This is a genomic window from Atopobium sp. ICM42b, from assembly GCA_000564995.1.
GTDB lineage: Bacteria > Actinomycetota > Coriobacteriia > Coriobacteriales > Atopobiaceae > Lancefieldella.
Genome location: JDFH01000012.1, coordinates 107413 through 123880 on the forward strand (window position 1 = coordinate 107413; position 16468 = coordinate 123880).

Annotated in this window: 20 protein-coding genes; 4 read left to right on the top strand and 16 right to left on the bottom strand. The window is 46.0% G+C overall.

The genetic code is table 11. From position 1 onward, the window contains the following. Positions 1 to 31: 31 nt before the first annotated feature. From HMPREF1493_RS03710 to HMPREF1493_RS03770, 13 genes are all read right to left on the bottom strand, one after another. A complete protein-coding gene (locus HMPREF1493_RS03710; protein ID WP_035427920.1) occupies positions 32 to 844 on the bottom strand; it encodes a metal ABC transporter permease in 813 nt (270 codons plus the stop codon). Then, the gene (locus HMPREF1493_RS03715; RefSeq protein WP_232215502.1) at positions 845 to 1702 is read right to left on the bottom strand and encodes a metal ABC transporter ATP-binding protein; all 858 of its coding nucleotides are present in this window, start codon (positions 1700 to 1702) and stop codon (positions 845 to 847) included. Positions 1703 to 1736: 34 nt separating this feature from the next. Continuing rightward, on the bottom strand, positions 1737 to 2732 hold the full coding sequence (locus HMPREF1493_RS03720; protein ID WP_035427924.1) for a metal ABC transporter substrate-binding protein: 996 nt from the start codon (positions 2730 to 2732) through the stop codon (positions 1737 to 1739). Between the two features lie 326 nt (positions 2733 to 3058). Beyond that, positions 3059 to 3703, bottom strand: coding sequence for a DUF421 domain-containing protein (locus tag HMPREF1493_RS03725; RefSeq protein ID WP_035427926.1), 645 nt, complete (start codon positions 3701 to 3703; stop codon positions 3059 to 3061). A gap of 4 nt (positions 3704 to 3707) precedes the next feature. Continuing rightward, positions 3708 to 4151: a DUF3290 domain-containing protein gene (locus HMPREF1493_RS03730; RefSeq protein ID WP_035427927.1), complete on the bottom strand. Its 444-nt coding sequence runs from the start codon at positions 4149 to 4151 to the stop codon at positions 3708 to 3710. Positions 4152 to 4188: 37 nt separating this feature from the next. Continuing rightward, the gene (gene nagA, locus HMPREF1493_RS03735; RefSeq protein ID WP_035427958.1) at positions 4189 to 5355 is read right to left on the bottom strand and encodes an N-acetylglucosamine-6-phosphate deacetylase; all 1167 of its coding nucleotides are present in this window, start codon (positions 5353 to 5355) and stop codon (positions 4189 to 4191) included. A gap of 57 nt (positions 5356 to 5412) precedes the next feature. Next, positions 5413 to 6579, bottom strand: coding sequence for an SIS domain-containing protein (locus HMPREF1493_RS03740; protein ID WP_035427928.1), 1167 nt, complete (start codon positions 6577 to 6579; stop codon positions 5413 to 5415). 22 nt (positions 6580 to 6601) lie between these two features. Continuing rightward, positions 6602 to 7330 (bottom strand): GntR family transcriptional regulator, encoded by a 729-nt coding sequence (locus tag HMPREF1493_RS03745; RefSeq protein ID WP_035427929.1) that lies wholly within the window; start codon positions 7328 to 7330, stop codon positions 6602 to 6604. Between the two features lie 55 nt (positions 7331 to 7385). Beyond that, the gene (locus HMPREF1493_RS03750) at positions 7386 to 8465 is read right to left on the bottom strand and encodes a PTS system mannose/fructose/sorbose family transporter subunit IID (protein ID WP_035427930.1); all 1080 of its coding nucleotides are present in this window, start codon (positions 8463 to 8465) and stop codon (positions 7386 to 7388) included. Continuing rightward, positions 8455 to 9261, bottom strand: a complete 807-nt coding sequence (locus HMPREF1493_RS03755; protein ID WP_012809150.1) for a PTS mannose/fructose/sorbose/N-acetylgalactosamine transporter subunit IIC — start codon at positions 9259 to 9261, stop codon at positions 8455 to 8457. Before HMPREF1493_RS03755 ends, HMPREF1493_RS03750 begins: the two co-directional genes overlap by 11 nt. Positions 9262 to 9399: 138 nt before the next feature. After that, positions 9400 to 9882: a PTS N-acetylgalactosamine transporter subunit IIB gene (gene agaV, locus HMPREF1493_RS03760; protein WP_035427931.1), complete on the bottom strand. Its 483-nt coding sequence runs from the start codon at positions 9880 to 9882 to the stop codon at positions 9400 to 9402. A gap of 95 nt (positions 9883 to 9977) precedes the next feature. Further along, positions 9978 to 10268, bottom strand: a complete 291-nt coding sequence (gene yajC / locus HMPREF1493_RS03765; protein WP_035427932.1) for a preprotein translocase subunit YajC — start codon at positions 10266 to 10268, stop codon at positions 9978 to 9980. A gap of 33 nt (positions 10269 to 10301) precedes the next feature. After that, positions 10302 to 10742 (bottom strand): PTS sugar transporter subunit IIA, encoded by a 441-nt coding sequence (locus HMPREF1493_RS03770; protein ID WP_035427933.1) that lies wholly within the window; start codon positions 10740 to 10742, stop codon positions 10302 to 10304. 536 nt (positions 10743 to 11278) lie between these two features. Here HMPREF1493_RS03770 and HMPREF1493_RS03775 point away from each other — a divergent pair. Beyond that, positions 11279 to 12214: a 1-phosphofructokinase family hexose kinase gene (locus tag HMPREF1493_RS03775; protein WP_035427934.1), complete on the top strand. Its 936-nt coding sequence runs from the start codon at positions 11279 to 11281 to the stop codon at positions 12212 to 12214. Positions 12215 to 12349: 135 nt separating this feature from the next. Continuing rightward, positions 12350 to 13201 carry a class II fructose-bisphosphate aldolase gene (locus HMPREF1493_RS03780; RefSeq protein ID WP_035427935.1) on the top strand — a complete coding sequence of 284 codons (852 nt, stop codon included), beginning with the start codon at positions 12350 to 12352 and terminating at the stop codon, positions 13199 to 13201. 116 nt (positions 13202 to 13317) lie between these two features. Here HMPREF1493_RS03780 and HMPREF1493_RS03785 read toward each other — a convergent pair whose 3' ends face one another. Beyond that, complete coding sequence (locus tag HMPREF1493_RS03785) at positions 13318 to 14364, bottom strand: branched-chain amino acid aminotransferase (protein WP_035427936.1); 1047 nt, start codon at positions 14362 to 14364, stop codon at positions 13318 to 13320. Positions 14365 to 14500: 136 nt separating this feature from the next. Between HMPREF1493_RS03785 and HMPREF1493_RS03790 the strand changes: the two genes are divergently transcribed. Then, entirely contained in the window at positions 14501 to 14860 is a 360-nt protein-coding gene (locus HMPREF1493_RS03790) for a DUF488 domain-containing protein (RefSeq protein ID WP_035427937.1), read from the top strand. A 19-nt stretch (positions 14861 to 14879) separates the two neighbouring features. Here HMPREF1493_RS03790 and murI read toward each other — a convergent pair whose 3' ends face one another. Further along, the gene (gene murI, locus HMPREF1493_RS03795) at positions 14880 to 15689 is read right to left on the bottom strand and encodes a glutamate racemase (protein ID WP_035427938.1); all 810 of its coding nucleotides are present in this window, start codon (positions 15687 to 15689) and stop codon (positions 14880 to 14882) included. Between the two features lie 112 nt (positions 15690 to 15801). Between murI and HMPREF1493_RS03800 the strand changes: the two genes are divergently transcribed. Then, entirely contained in the window at positions 15802 to 16230 is a 429-nt protein-coding gene (locus HMPREF1493_RS03800; protein WP_035427939.1) for an FKBP-type peptidyl-prolyl cis-trans isomerase, read from the top strand. A 12-nt stretch (positions 16231 to 16242) separates the two neighbouring features. On the opposite strand, the gene HMPREF1493_RS07030 is transcribed toward HMPREF1493_RS03800, so the two are convergent. After that, a complete protein-coding gene (locus tag HMPREF1493_RS07030; protein WP_156921391.1) occupies positions 16243 to 16395 on the bottom strand; it encodes a hypothetical protein in 153 nt (50 codons plus the stop codon). Between the last annotated feature and the right edge of the window lie 73 nt (positions 16396 to 16468).

Genomic DNA, 16468 nt, shown 5'->3' on the forward strand with positions numbered 1-16468 from the left:
ACCTCTCCGTCAACGCACTTTGTTCAGAGTATCACACTGTGCGAGTTTTGAGCAGCAGCACAACCCTTTTTACCAGAAAGATAAACAAAAGCGTAACAACCGCGAGAAGAACGATGGTTCCTCCAGGTTTAAGGCCAAGCTCATAGGAGACAACAAGTCCACCAAGTGAGGTCAGCATACCCACCGTGCTTGCATACAGACAACATTGCTTCCAACTGCGGGAAATCTGCAGAGCGCAGGCAACAGGAACTACCATCATAGATGAAACAATAAGTGAGCCAACCGTTCTTGCTGCTACGGCAACCACCAAAGCTACTGCAATAACAAAACCAAAGTTAATAAGACTTACGGGTACACCAACACAACGGGCATGACGCTCATCAAAAGACATCAAGAAAAGTTCTTTTCTAAGGAAGAAGCAGAATGCGACTGCAAGTACGCTAATGACCACAATCATCTGAACTTCTTGCTCGCTTACCGTCAGGATAGAGCCAAACATAAAGCTGTTGAAGCTTGATGAGTTAGGAACAAAACCTGACAAAACACCTGCTAGACCAATACCAGCTGCCATCACAATGGCAACGGCAAGCTCTGACTGGTCTTTGAAGTGACGACGTACTCCCTCAACACAAAGAGCACCACCCAAACAAGCGGCAATTGCTCCGGCAACAGGATTAATGCCCGCAATCATGCCTCCTGCAACACCTGCAAGAGAGGTATGTGAGAGAGCGTCGCCAATCATAGAAAGGCGCTTCAATACAACCGTAACGCCTACCAGCGGAATAATTGCTCCCAGAAGAATTCCCACAAGAATTCCTCGCTGCATAAATACGTATTCAAACATTTATGCCCTCCTCTCGTACGAGTCTTGGGCATCTTGAACAACGTCGGACGCAGGACCAAGGGACTCCGTTAAAGCAAAATCATCTAATTTTCCGCGATTGTGGTCGTGGACATGATGAGAGTCAAGGTCACAGTGAGCTCCATGAACTGCACAGTGATCATGACCGTGACCCCTACCTGCAATTTCTGTAGCTTTGTGGTCAGCAACTTCAACAACTCGACAAGCCAGCGCATCAAGAGCTGCAAGATCATGCGTAACAATAAGTACCGCAAGATCTCTAGCTGCATGGGCTTCTCGCACTAGGCTATAGAAATGATTGCGACTCTCTTTATCAAGACCAGTTGTAGGCTCGTCCAGGATAAGTAGTGATGGGTTTCCTACCAGCGCGCAGGCAAGGCGAACTCTCTGGAGCTGTCCTCCAGAGAGTTCCCTAATAATACGCGTGGAAAAGTCAGTCATACCTACAAGGTCAAGTGCCTCAAGCGTGCGCTCGCGACGCTCTTTTGCGCTCATCTTTACCTTTTTGGCACGAGCATACTGACTTGCATCTACTAGCTCGACGACGCTTGCAGGAAAGCGATTAACCGATTCTGAAGGCAGCTGTGGGACATAGCCTACACGCTCCCAGTCTTTAAACCGAGTCGAGGACGTTCCAAAAAGAAGTGACTTACCGCTAGTTGGCTCAAGCTCACCCACCACAATACGAGAGAGCGTAGATTTACCAGCTCCGTTATCACCAATAAGCGCACAAATCTCACCTTGATGAACGTCTAAATTTACATCGCTTAAGACACGCGTCTTCTTGTAAGAAAAACTCACGTCTTGAAGCGAAACGGCTATCTGACTTTCCTGCAACACGTCCTCCAAACATCCAGCCTAAGCTGGCAACACACTATGCGAGAGCGCCCTCAAGAGCCTTGAGGTTCTCGCGCATAACAGAGAGGTAATCCTCGCCCGCCTTGAGCTCGTCATCAGTAAGTCCCTCAAGTGGGTTAAGCTCTTCAACACGAGCGCCTGTTGCCTCAGCAATTGCTTGAGCAACCTTAGGACTTACCAGTTCCTCCGTAAAAATAACCTTTACATTATGCTCTTTTACGAACTCAGTAATCTCTTTCATTTCTTGAGCATTTGGCTCTGCATCTGCCTCAACACCCTCGATTGGCATCTGTGTAAGACCATATGCCTCACATAGATAACCAAATGCCTGGTGAGAAACAACAATGGTCTTGTTAGGTAGTGAATCCAGACCCTTGTGGAACTCACTATCAAGCGTATCAAAGTCTGCATTTGCTTTATCAAGATTGGCAGCATACTCTGACTTGTGCTCAGAGTCCTTCTCGGAAAGCGCATCACAAATATTCTTCATCTGAATCTTTGCATTCAGAGGGCTCAGCCAAACGTGAGGGTCAGTTCCGCCATGATCGTGATCGTGATCATGGTCGTCTTTCTTCTCCTCATGATCGTGATCATCGTCCTCTTCAAGCTCAAGAAGTTTAACGTCTTTGCTGGTCTCAACTGCTGTAAGTTTTGTGCCAGAACCAAGTCCATCAAGTACGTCCTTGACCCAGTGCTCCATACCAGCACCGTTGTAAATCAAGAAGTCTGCTTCCTGGATAGTCTTCATATCCTTGCTGGATGGCTCCCAATCATGTGGCTCAGTACCTGCTGGAACGAGGCATGTTACCTCAGCATGATCGCCAGCAATGCGCTTTGCAAAATCATACATAGGATAAAAACTTGCAACAATGCTGAGCTTCTTCTGGTCTTTGTTATCAGAAGCTCCTTCTTGCTTTTGAGCCTCAGGCTTGCAGCCAGCAAGAATAGCACTCACGCCAAAAGCGGAAGCTACAAGTGCGCTACGACGAGAAACGGTTGGATTCAAATTCATGTTACATCTCCCAAAACTATAAAAACCAATACGGTGTAGTGCCAAATTCTTCAAACAAAATCGTGCGATTGTCCTCGCTACCAAGCATAAAAACATGGCGAGAAACCCATGTTTCTCCTCACTTCTTTGCCTTTCTACTCACTTCTCATCATCTGAACATGCATTCATGCTTCCCCTTTAGCACGAAAGCGGGCTGTCATCCGACAGTCCGCTTTCTAAAAGTTAGCCTTAGTATACATATTCCAATTCAAGTCAACGATAAATTTCTTATCTTTTCCGCAAACGGAATTGGAATAAACAGGTTAACTGTTTTATCTCTTGCTAAGCTACTGATCTTTCTCCGCATACGGAGTAATAATCAAAGCTCCACTATTATACTCACCCAAATAAACCTCTGAAGCAGACTTATAACCTTGATGCTCAAGTTCTCTTTCAAGCCAATTCTCTTCCAGGTCCAGCGTCTCAAGAATGTTCGTCTGAACTTGTCCGTCAGTAATAAGCGGGAATCTAACGTTCTCTTCTCCTTTTTTAACAATAATCAACTGTCCATTTTGCTCAAGAATGGCACGCTTAACGTCTGAGATATAATTCACTCCTGCCTGGCGAAGCTTCAGCGACACATCGTAGGCAGTGAGACCCATAGACCTACAGTTGTCTACAAGCAGCTTGCCCTTATCAATAACAATAACAGGACGTCCATCAATCAACTGCTTGACCAGCATATTGTTTGTTCTCAACCATTTGAGAACCATGACAATAATGAGCCAAATAAGCAGGACAAGGGTGAACTGCAAAATGGTAATTGAACTGTTGTAGATCATGCCGCCAACAATGCCGCCAAGTACAAAGTTTTGAACCTGGTCAATTGCTGCAGTTGGTGCTAGGTTTCCTTTTCCGCTGACGTTAATTGCCAGAACAAGCGAGAAAAGACCGATGCACAATTTAATGGCAACTTCTAAATAAAAGTTCATCGATCTACTCCTCTACATGCTTAATGTCATTACCAATGAGATTGATCTGTTCAATGACATAGTCATTCTCGGTATTTTTCAAAACGTGATAATACTTACCGTCAACCTCAAGATACGAGGGATTTCCCTGGCTATCAAAGGCAACGTACACGTGGTCAAAATCAACCTCAAGACGTCGAGCGAAGCTTTCTTGTGAGGAAACAATTGACTCATAGTGCTTACTTGTCTGATTGACCTCTAGCACACGATCAAGCTGTAGAAGTCCAAGAAAGATTAATGAGAACAGCGCAATAAGCGCCAGCTCACGATACTTAGAATTCTTTCTATCACGCATGTAATGCACAAGCGAGAAGATCATTAGAAGTGCAACAAGGCCAAATAGAACAAGCTGAGTCCAGTCAAATACTGTCGCATGGTGAATTAAATAATTATGGGAATAGAACTCCATAGGCTTCCTTTAGTTTGCATTACTCAAGATCTGCTGCTTAAGCCTTGTAAACGCTCTTTCCTCCAAGGAACGTCTCTTCAAGCTGAAGATCTTTTGTAACAACAATAAAGTCAGCATCATATCCAGGACGAATGAAGCCACAAACATCATCAATACCACAGGAACGAGCTGGGTTTTCTGAAGCCATACGAACTGCTTCTTCAGCAGATACAATACCCCAGTCAAAGACGTTCTTCACGCCTTCAAACAGACGAAGGATTGAACCTGCAAGGCTGTGAGACTCATCCATCAGACGAGCAGTTCCACCTTCAACAACAACAGGGAAATCGCCTAGTTTGTACTGTCCATTAGGCATACCACCTGCACGCATGCAGTCTGTAATAAGAACGGTATGGTCATATCCCTTTGCATTTACCAGAGCACGGACTGCAATAGGATTAAGGTGATGGCCGTCGCAAATAGCCTCTGCATAAGTACCGTGGGTGGTCATTGCAGCACCAACCATACCTGGCTCACGGTGGTGAAGACCGCTCATGCCGTTATAGGTGTGAACAAAGATATCTGCGCCAGCGTTTACGCAGGCAAGAGCTTCCTCATACGTTGCATCGGAGTGACCAAGTGCCACATGAACACCGCGGTCTGCCATCTCTGCACAGAACTCTGGAGCGCCATCGCGCTCTGGAGCAATAGCAATCTTGGCAATCCAGCCGTCAGCGCGCTCCTGCCACTCATCAAAGACCTCTACATCTGGATCAAGGAAGTACGCAGGATTCTGGGCACCCTTGTGTTTCTCGGTAAAGAAAGGTCCCTCTAGGAAGATGCCCTGGATGCGAGCAGCGTCAATACCGTTTGCCGCAATTCCCTCTGCTGCATCAGCAACGGACTCACAAGCATCGCCAGTTTGCTCAACACTTGCGGTTAGTGTTGTTGGAAGCCAAGAAGTTACACCGTTAGAGAGCAAACCCTGGGCAATCTCAATGACGCCATCAGGATCGCAGTCCATAATATCGTGGTCCAGAAAGCCATGGATATGTGTATCAACAAGGCCAGGTGCCACCCAAGAACCAGTGCGGTCAATAATCTCGCAGTCTGGCTTCTCTTTAGTGAAATGACCAAATACACCGTCTTCTACGAGCAAATATCCTGGACCAGAAGTTGCTCCTGGCAAAAAGAACTTATCTGCTTTAACTGCAAATGTACTCATACGTACCTCAATCATTCTCAAAAGGACGCGCCATAGGCACGTCCTTCTTAGTAATTCCTATAGTGAGTGAATTGTAACACCCTTAACCACTCGATTAACCTGACCAGTTGGAGAAGGTGTGTCTGGTTTGTTATTGACACGAACTGAGTTCAAGAGTGCCACGACTTGAGCAACCATTACAAAAGGCAGAGCCAAATAAGGTGCTGGTAGAGGCTCTGTAAATACTGGTAGACTAAATGTTCTTCCCGTAAAGTTTGTTGCCCCCTCTTGCTCAATACCAATGGTCAGAGCAGCAATCTGGTCTCCCTTAATCTCGTCAAGAATATCCAGATCATATTGACGCGTATAAGGGTTATTGGAAACAAAATCAAACACTAGGGTGTGTTCGTCGACAAACGACTTTGGTCCGTGACGATATCCCATCGAGGAATCCCACGACGTTGCATTAATACCAGCTGCAAGCTCCAAAATCTTAAGCTGAGCCTCATGAGCAAGACCCACAAAAGGACCAGAGCCCAGATAGGTAATGCGGTTGAAATCGCTCTTGAGCCACTCAGCAATCTCTTCCTCGCGCTCAATTACCTGCCTACCCAGCTCAGCAGCATCAGAAATCCAAGCCTTCTTCTGTGAGTCATCAGCACTATCAAATACAAGAGTTGCAAGAAGTGTCATACAGCTATAAGAACCGGTCATAGCAAAGCCCTGGTCATTTGCACCAGGAATCAGAAGAAGCAATGTATCGTCTTTACCTGCGGATTCAACAGCAAGTTTTCCTTCAGGAGCGCAGGTAATATTGATAAGCAAAAGATTTTTAACAATCTTGCGAGCAATATTTACTGCAGCAAGACTCTCTGGACTATTACCAGAGCGCGCAAAAGAAACCAAGACCGTTGGATCATCTGGATCAAGACTGCCATAAGGATCAGAAACAATATCAGTAGTTGCAGCAGACGCAAACTCAAAAGAGCTCTTCTCGCCATGAGAACGAAGATACGGAGTAATGGTATCGCCTACATATGCCGAGGTACCTGCACCCGTAAAGACCACGCGGGTACGACGACCCTCGCCAAGATTGAGAGCACGCTCGACAAACTCTTTAATTGCAGAAAGGTTCTCCTGATAAATGCCAAAGGTAGATTCCCAAAGCTCAGGCTGCTGCTTAATTTCGGCAGTTGTAATATGAGCGCCTAATGCCTTTAGCTCTTCTTGGCTCTTCTTAAACATTGATATCCCTTCTCACAGTTATTTAACTGCGTGTATGTACAATTTTGTATCTAAACTGATCCGCACGAGCCACGCTTAGTGTGAACTCAACAATGATATTTCTGTCATTGTACGTGGTGCGTGTGAGACTCAAAACAGGCGAACCTTCAGAAATTTGCAATAAAGTGGCGTCATCTGAGCGAGCAATTGAAGCCTTGAACTCCTCTTCTGCTACGCCAATCTTTATGTTGTAGTCTTCTTCAAAAATTTGGTAGAGAGATTTTTGCTCAACATCATGAGCAGTGAGCGAGAAAAACTGTGAAACTGGAAGATACGTTACTTCCAGCATCATAGGTACGTCATCGGCACTTCTTAAACGCTTGATGCGGAAGAGTTTCTCGCCAAGAATAACGTGCATATGCTGGGCTAAGAACTTATTAGCCTCAATAGTGTCAAACTCCAGAATAGTTGTCTTAGGAACGCGACCTAACTGACGCTGCTGGTCAGTAAAGCTATAGCCTCCCATAAGGTCTGTTGCACGTTCAGAGACGTCTGCAACAAAGGTACCGCGGCCACGCTGACGATAAATGAGCCCCATGTGTTCAAGCTCTTGCAGGGCAAGTCTTACCGTGGTGCGAGAAAGTCCGTAGGAATCAGAGAGTTCACGCTCAGAAGGAAGTGGATCGTCTGGATCCATCTCGTTCTCAATACGATAGCGCAGCATATTTGCTAGCTGCTCGTAGAGTGGCTGTCTTCCCATAAACGTTGTCATCAAAACTCTCCTATAAAAGACGGGTGCCCACTAAGTGGACACCCGTCACACTTACTTAACCCCAAATATATGGGAGAACGCCAAAGCCAGAACCAAGAAGTGCAATTACCAGAAGCAGGCAGATGCACATGATTGGAGTCCAGTTACGCTTTGCCATGAGGTAATACAGGCAAAGGGTAAGAGCCAGTGGGATAAGCTTTGGACAAACGCCGTCGAGGATCTTCTGGATGTCAATAGAGACAGGAGAAGTAACTTCCTCGCCAACAGTTACCAGGTTAACACCATTGCCGACTGGAGCAATAGCAGTGGTGCCGTCCTTGCCGTCAGCAGTCTTGCCGCCGATGAACATAACGGACTTAGGATCCTTCTTGTAGTCAGCATAGGAACCCTTAGCAAAGAGAGCCTTGTCATACTGACCAGAAGCAAGCTGCTCGTCAGAAAGAGTTACCTGAGAAAGAACAACGCTGTGTGTCTCACCGTTAGGGATATTTGCGCCAGCGCCAAGCTTGGTTCCACCGTAGCAGACAACCAGGCAGCCAACAACAAAGACGCCCAGGATAGAAGCAGCACGAGTGAACTCTTTTGCGTTCTCGGTGAGCAGGGTAATTGCGTCAGTACCCATCTTGTAAGAAAGATTCATCAGCCAATAACGTACAGCAAACTGTGCGATGTTGAAGATGATAAGGAACAAGAATGGTGCAAAGACATTGCCGGAAATTGCCATGTTAGAGGTAATACCAGCAGTAATTGGAACAAGGGTGAACCAAAACAGTGCGTCACCAATGCCGCCCAGAGGACCCATTGCAGAAACGCGGACTGCACGAATGGTTGGGATATCCAGCTTGTTCTGCTCAAGGGAGAGAACAATACCCATAACAAAAGTAACCAAGAATGGGTGGGTATTGTAGAACTCAAGGTTGTGACTCATGGAAGCAGCAAGGTCATCCTTGTTGTCGCCGTGAATCTTCTCAAGACCAGGGAGGATACCGTAGAGCCAACCAGCTGCCTGCATTCTCTCGTAGTTGAAGGAAGCCTGCAGGAACAGGGAGCGCCATACCATCTTGTTGAGCGTCTTCTGATCAAGTGGCTCAGCAGGAGTGGTGTTCTGATAGGTATCAGGAATATTAAATGCCATCTTCGAAGTCACCTCCAGCAACAACAGCAGGAGCAGCATTCTTCATCTTGGTCTGGAGCTGGTAATCCCAGAATGCGATACCAAAGCCGATAAGAGCAAGAAGCAGAAGTGCTGGACCAGAGAGCTCAGGAATGCTGATAAATACGATTGCAGCTGCAAAGCCCATGAGGAAGAAGCCCCAAAGCTCGCGAGAAACCATAACCTTCAGCAGGATTGCAAAGCCGACGAAGCGCATCATGCCACCAGCGACGGACAGTGCATTCATGAGCCACTTTGGAATTGCAGTGGTGATCTGAGTGCCAAATGCAGCACCACCCAGGAAGAACAGGGTAACAATGACACCAAAGAAGAGACCAAGAGCAGCCATTGCACCATAGTTGATACGAGCAATTCCCTTAGGATCGGCCTTCTCGGCGTATGCATCAGCAGTTGCCATTACAGGGGACATAATGGTAAAGATGATGGTTACTGCATACTGACCAAGCAGAGAGAATGGAATTGCTGCAGCTACAGCGGCCATTGGCTCAAGCTTAGTAGTGATTGCAAAGACTGCAGACATAATGCCGCCGATAACAGCGTTAGGTGGCTGAGCACCACCAACAGGCATGTTGCCGATGGTCATAAGCTGATAAGTACCACCAACAATGAGACCAGTCTGAACGTCACCAAGAATCAAACCAACCAAAAAACCAGTTACGATTGGCTGGTAAAGAGACTCGAGGAAACTAAACTGATCGATGCCAGCGATAAACGCAACGATGAAAATTAATAACACCTGAATAGGGCTAACATCCATCTTAACTCCTCCTTTCAAACACACCATAACTACCGATGACGATGATCGGCAGACTATCCGAATACCTTTGCCAACCTGCTAGAAACGTTGCACCATTGCAACTTTTTGTAATCTCTACCAGGAAGTTGCGCGCAAAACTTACTCGAATAGCTTTGAGATATCCTCGACCGGGGTCGTAGGAACACGCCTAATCTCTAGAGTCACCCCCAATTCCTGAAGCTCACGAAAGGCAGCGACGTCCTTATCGTCTACCGCCACACTTGTGGCGACCTGTCGCTTTCCCTCAGCCATGTGCATATTGCCGATGTTCACTTTTTTGATTGGAACACCGCCCTTAACCAGAGTGAGGACATCCTCTGGATTCTCGGCAACAAGGAAAATGTGCTGGCTTGCTGAAGCCTTGTGGATAACATCGATAGTTTTCTGGAGCGTAAAGTACCTGGTTGCAACACCGTTTGGTGCAGCCATATCCATGAGGCCCTGACGCATCTTATTGCCTGCGACCTCGTCATTAGCAACAAGGATGAGATTTGTTCCAAGGGTACCGTTCCACTGAGTAGCAACCTGACCATGAATCAAACGATTATCGATTCGAGCAAGCTTGATATCTGGTTCTCCCATAACAAGTTCTCCTCTCTTTGCGCGCACACTTGTGCGTGCTATCTGCGATTTTCATCGCACTACTCGCAACTTGCGCTGCGTGTTTTACTGCAAATTTATTTATTGTTGGAAACGCTGATTAACGCCCAACGATCCAACGTGATGACCACATTTGGAGCAAATTCAACATCTACTGTTTCTTTTTTGACGTTTTTAACTACGCCATACATTCCGCTATTAGTCTTAACTTTCTGACCTGCATGAAGATTCTTCAGAAACTCTGAAGTTGTTCCCGCCTTTTTAGAAGAGGCTCTCCAAACAAAGAAGGAATAAATAAGGCCCAAAATTACTAAGAACGCGAGAAGAACAATGGATGAAGCAAGAATGTTCTCTGCTAGATTTGCCATGTGCATCTCCTTAACTCAACAACAAAACGCTACTTAAATACCATCGTCTCCGAAGATGTCATCTTCTGACTCAACCTCAAGCTCAAGACGCTTATGAACAACTCCCTGGCTACCAGCTAAAACGGCAGTCTCAACCAGCTCTTCAAGAGAGGTATCTGCCATGCGACTACCAAGTGTTTCAAGAAGCATAGGAAGGTTTGTACCGGTAACAACTTCTACATTTGAGTAATTCTGAGCAATAATCATTGCCTGATTAAAAGGTGTTCCGCCAAGCAGATCGCAGAAAACCAGCACACCGTCAGTAGTGTCAAGAAGATCGGAAATTGTTGCAGAAAGAGTTTCTGGGTATGTTGCAGCGCCGGCTTCAATAAAAGGAACGGGAACAAAAGCTTCTTGCTCACCAGCAATCATCTTTAAAGCATCAGCAAGTCCGTTTGCAAAAGTTCCATGACCAGTTAAAACGCAACCTACCATGTCAAACTCCTTTCAAAGAGTTGGAAACTATCTGGAGAGCTACACGGAAAACTAGGGGTGTTGAAGCTTCCCTCTAAGTGGTAGATACCAGATAACAACCTGATATAAGTATAGTCTAGTGAGCATCTTGTGATGTGTACGTTAACAATCGGCGGCTTAACGGTACTATTTTTACCGTAAACGGTACACACGTTGTTATTTTCGCAGGTAGATATATGGATAAATTGTGATGATGCACTAAAAATTTAGAGCTATCCTTGAAAAATGAGAAGTTCTTATAACGTGCCTTTATACGTAATAAATGTAGTAAACAACCCTAAAATCCTGCTCAAATACGGCGAGAAAATAAAATTGGTATTAAGAAATTATGTACTGGTATCTTTTTTTATAACATCTAAAGAAAAGTTTCTTGATGGCGCTTTGGTTAAATAGATTTAATCCAATTTCATTTGCAGTGGCGCTGTTCCATAGTGTTTCTCGCTCCTGCTTTCCTCTGAGCACTTTGTGTGCACTGTCTTTTAGACGAGGTGATATGCGTGATTGTTACCGTAACACTCAATGCATCCATTGATAAAGCGTACTACCTGGACTCTCCTGTTGTAGATGGAACGGTACACAGAGTCTCGGTAGTAGATAACAGTGCGGGCGGCAAGGGTCTTAACGCCTCACGAGCCATTACCACTCTTAACTACCCCGTTTGTGCCACAGGATTTGTAGGCGGTAATAACGGAAGATACCTTGTTGAGCTGGCTCATAAAGATGGTATTACCAGCGATTTTATTTATACTGAGCAAGAAACCCGCTCATGCATTAATATTCTGGAGCCAAGCGGGCAATCAACTGAATTCTTAGAGCCTGGACAGCCTGTACTTCCTGAAGAATTCCTTGCTTTCAAGGCAAAACTTGTACAGCTTACCAAAGAAGCCGAAGTTGTTACCTTTAATGGCAGTATTCCCAAGGGCATTTCTGCCGAAAATTACAAAGAACTTATTGAAGAGACCATGGCTGCGGGCGTGCCTTGCATTGTAGATGCATCCGGTGTACTGCTCACCTCCTGTATTGATGCTCTTCCTACCATGATCAAACCAAATACCGATGAAATCGGTCAACTTTTAGGAAGAGAAGTAACTACAGAAGACGAGGCCATAAAGGCAGCTCAGGAGCTGCACAAACGCGGCATTAAAATTGTAGTTGTCTCGCTTGGTGCAAAAGGTGCGCTCATGGTTTCTGATGAAGGAACCTTTAGAGCAAATCCTCCAAAAATTGAAGCTATAAATCCTGTTGGTGCAGGAGATACCCTTGTTGGCTCATTTGCTGTTGCACTTGCTCAGCAAAAACCAACTTCAGAGTGTCTTACCTTTGCGCTTTCATGTGCTACCGCAAGTTGCCTATCTGCAGGTACCGGTCGCTTTGATCAAGATGTTGCAACTAAGATTCAGAAGCAGGTCACAATCAAAAAGATTGCTGAATAATATGCAGCAAGACGGGTTTCTCGCCAAAGGTTACAAAGACAAAACTATTTCTAGAAAACTTACGTAACAGAGTAAGAGAAACGTTACAATTTTTTCAGTCAATCAAAGAGCCCTTTGGGGCGAAAGGAGCAATAGATGTTCGTTACTACTAAGCAGATGCTTCTTGACGCACAGGCTGGCCATTATGCTGTTGGCGCCTTTAACGTTGAGAACCTTGAGTTTGTAATGGCTGTTGTTAAGGCAGCCGAAGAGCGCCGCTCCCCTGTTATTCTTCAGACCACTCCTGGCACCATCAAGTACGCAAGCCTTGATTACTTTGCTGCCATGGTTCGTTGTGCTGCTGAAGAGGCAACTGTTCCTGTTGCTCTTCACCTAGATCACGGTGATGGCTTTGACCGCTGCATCCAGGCAGCTCGTGCCGGTTACACTTCCGTCATGATTGACGGCTCTCACGTTCCATTTGAGGACAATATTGCACTTACCGCATCCGTAACCAAGTTTGCTGGCCCTATCAACCTTCCTGTTGAGGCTGAGCTTGGCAAAGTTGGCGGCAAAGAGGACGACGGCCCAGCTGTTGAGGGCGAGAACCCCTACACTGATCCAGACCAGGCTGAGGAGTTTGTCGCTCGCACTAACTGCACTTCTCTTGCAGTTGGCGTTGGTACCGCTCACGGCGTCTACCATGGCACACCTCACATTGAGCAGGGCGTCCTCAAGGCAATCCGTCAGCGCCTTGATATTCCTCTGGTTCTTCACGGTACTTCTGGTGTTCCAGATGACCAGGTAGCAGAGGCAATCCAGAACGGTATTTGCAAGGTTAACTACGCAACTGAGCTGCGCCAAGTCTTCACTGCAGCCTTTATGAAGTACATGTCAGAAAACCCTGGCAACTTTGATCCAAAGAAGCCTTCTGTTCCTGGTATGGAAGCAATCACTCAGATTGTCGCAAGCCACATGGATAACCTGGGCTCCTCCCACAAGGCATAAACGTCAAGGCATAGCCGTCACACGTATCCTGCTTTTGCAGATAAAAACAAGGCGAGAAGATCGATTGGTCTTCTCGCCTTTGTGTTAAAAGCAAAGCGTTATTGAAAACGCAGGTCTTAGCAAATCTTGCAAATCCAATCTGCTTCTGGAGCCTCAATCTCGCCAGACTGAATGCTGGTCAGCGTGTTGCGGAGCTTAGACATAACTGGTCCAACAGCCTCCATACCAGCGCCAAAGACAATCTCTTTCTGGCCGTCAACAACTTTGCCAACAGGAGAAATAACAGCAGCGGTACCGCACATGCCGCACTCAACAAACTGGTCAAGCTCGTCAAAGCGAACAGGACGCTCAACAACCTTCATACCAAGCAGGTCTTTAGCAACCGTTGCCAAAGAGCGGCGGGTAATAGAAGGCAAAATGGAATCTGTGTAAGACTGTGGAATAACCAGGGTTCCCTCTTTATCAACAAAGAGGAAGTTTGCGCCACTGGACTCCTCAACATAGGTACGAGAGCCAGAGTCAAGATACATACTGTCTGCAAAGCCCTGCTCATGTGCCCAGGTAGTTGGATACAGAGACATGGCGTAGTTGAGGCCAGCCTTGATGTTACCGGTTCCGTGAGGAGCAGCACGGTCATAAGGAGAAACGGTCAGTGCAACAGGAGCAACGCCGTTAGAGTAATAAGCTCCAACTGGAGTGACCATAATGCGGAACTCATAGGTAGGAGATGGCTTAACACCAACAGTATTTCCGGTACCAATCATAAAAGGACGAACATACAGCGTAGCGCCTGTACCAAATGGTGGAACCCATGCTGCGTTTGCAGAAACAACCTCTTTAACAGCAGCAACAAATCTATCCTCAGGAAATGGTGGCATAACAAGGCGAGATGCAGAGTCAACCATACGCTGAGCATTAAGATTAGGACGGAAGCACACAATATCGCCAGAAACTGTGGTGTAAGCTTTTAAGCCCTCAAAAACTTCCTGGCAGTAATGGAAGATGTTTGCGCACTCAGACAGTGTAATGCTGTGATTGGTAGTAAGTCCACCTTCATCCCAAGCACCATCTTTGTAGTGGGCAACGTAGCTGTAGTCACACTGCGTATATGCAAAGCCAATCGCTGTCCAATCGATGTCTTTCTTCTCCACTGAGTTTGCCATGGCTTTCCTTTCTCCGTGGGTTTTAAAGAACGAACTCCATCATAAACGTGCGGATATGAATACCTAGTCGTATCAAATAGTTTGTAACCGAATAGATATTTTGCGGTATAACGTACATGAGCTGAAGGGAGCAACAATGAATATCAAACTTAAGAGGACTTACGAAGTGCCAGAAGCTAACGATGGGTATCGCGTGCTGGTAGATAGACTGTGGCCTCGTGGTATCAAAAAAGAGAACCTACACGCTGATGAATGGGCTAAAACCATTGCTCCTACTACTGAGTGCAGAAAAGCATTCAACCACGATCCAGAGCTCTTTGACAGCTTTATGTCTGCATATACAGCTGAGCTTGAGAGCAATCCTGACGCAGAAACCTTTGTTGAACAGCTTAAAAAGCTTGATCAATCTACCGTGACACTGCTTTTCTCGGACAAAGACACTCAGTACAACAACGCTGTAGTGCTCAAGAAGTGGCTTGAGTCTAAGTTAAAATAACGGGCTTACCTGGATATACTTACATCTCTTGCGAGAAGAACTCCTGATAGAATGACAATTCCTCGGGAGTATCAATACTTGATGAAAATAAAATATCAGGCTCTACGACGCTAGTGTTCTTGTCTGCAGTGACATCTGCAGAAGCAAGTAAGTTTGCCTGTCCAAGCAAACGCTTAAGCTGATGAGCGGCGCCTGCCCCACCGTCAAAAAATTCTACGTCTCCTAAAACAGAGCTAATTTGTTTCTTGATAAAGGGATAATGGGTACACCCAAGAACCACGGCATCTACCTGGCCAGCATAATTTCCCAAAAGCTCGGTCAGGCGGTTATGCATCTGTTCGGAATCAGCCTGACCAGATTCGATAAGCTCCACCAAGCCTTCTCCTGGAATAGAGATAACCTTTGCAGAAGGATGCAGGCGCGACTCAAGATTGTGATACTTCTGCAAAGAGAGTGTTGCCTTTGTAGCCAGAACAATCACTGTTCCATGAGGATATGCAGTTACTGCAGGCTTAAGAGCTGGCTCAACACCCACAATAGGTACATGAGGATAGGTTGCCCTCAGCTCGTCTGCAGCAGCAGCTGTAGCAGTATTGCAAGCTATAACCAGCGCTTTAGCACCCTCATCAATAAACTTCTTAGCAATAGCACAAGAGCGCTGGGCAATCTGTGCTTTTGGTTTAGTGCCATAAGGAGCAAATGCAGAATCACCAAAATAATGAAATTCCTCGTGAGGCATTTGAGCAACAAGGTGTTTAAGCACACTCATGCCACCAACGCCCGAGTCAAATACACCAATAAAATTATGAGGAGCTAAGCGAGCTTCCATTACAAACCTTTCAAACTGAATGTAAAGTATTTTATACCTTTATCATTCAAAGGTTGATTTGCGTCACTCTTGGGTAGAATGCCAAAGATATGTTTTTAACGATTGGAGTTTCATGAGCAACGAAGGTAAAAAGGTAAAGGTCCACTACGTAGGCACGCTTGATGACGGAACTAAGTTTGACTCCTCCCGCGATCGCAACGAGCCACTGGCATTCACCTGCATGGCTGGTCAGATGATCCCAGGCTTTGATGAGGCTGTAAAAGATATGACCGTTGGTCAGATTGTTGACGTCCACATTCCAGCAGCTGAGGCTTATGGTGAGCGCCATGAGGAGGCAGTACAGCCTGTTCCTGTAGCTCAGCTACCTGGCTCTGAGAATCTTGTTGCAGGTCAGCAGGTTACTCTGGGCACTCCTGAGGGATACCCTGTTATGGCAACCGTAGTCTCAAATGACGGTACCACTATTGTCTTTGATACCAACCACCCAATGGCTGGTAAAGACCTTAACTTCAACATTGAGCTTCTTGAGGTTGAAGAGTAATCCACTCCCCCTTTATAGGGCGAGAAGGGCGTAGATGCTTCTGGCATCTGCGTCCTTCTTTTTTCCGGCTTGAATTCTCATTGCTAGTGCAACAACAAAAGACAAGGTAGTGACCCATGGGTCTACAATGGCGCTTACGACAACGTTCATTGAAAGGATTTCCATGGGTCACTATAGCCATCTTAGCATTGAAGAGCGCGAAGACATTATGGTCTGGTGGAAAAATCATGAAAGTATC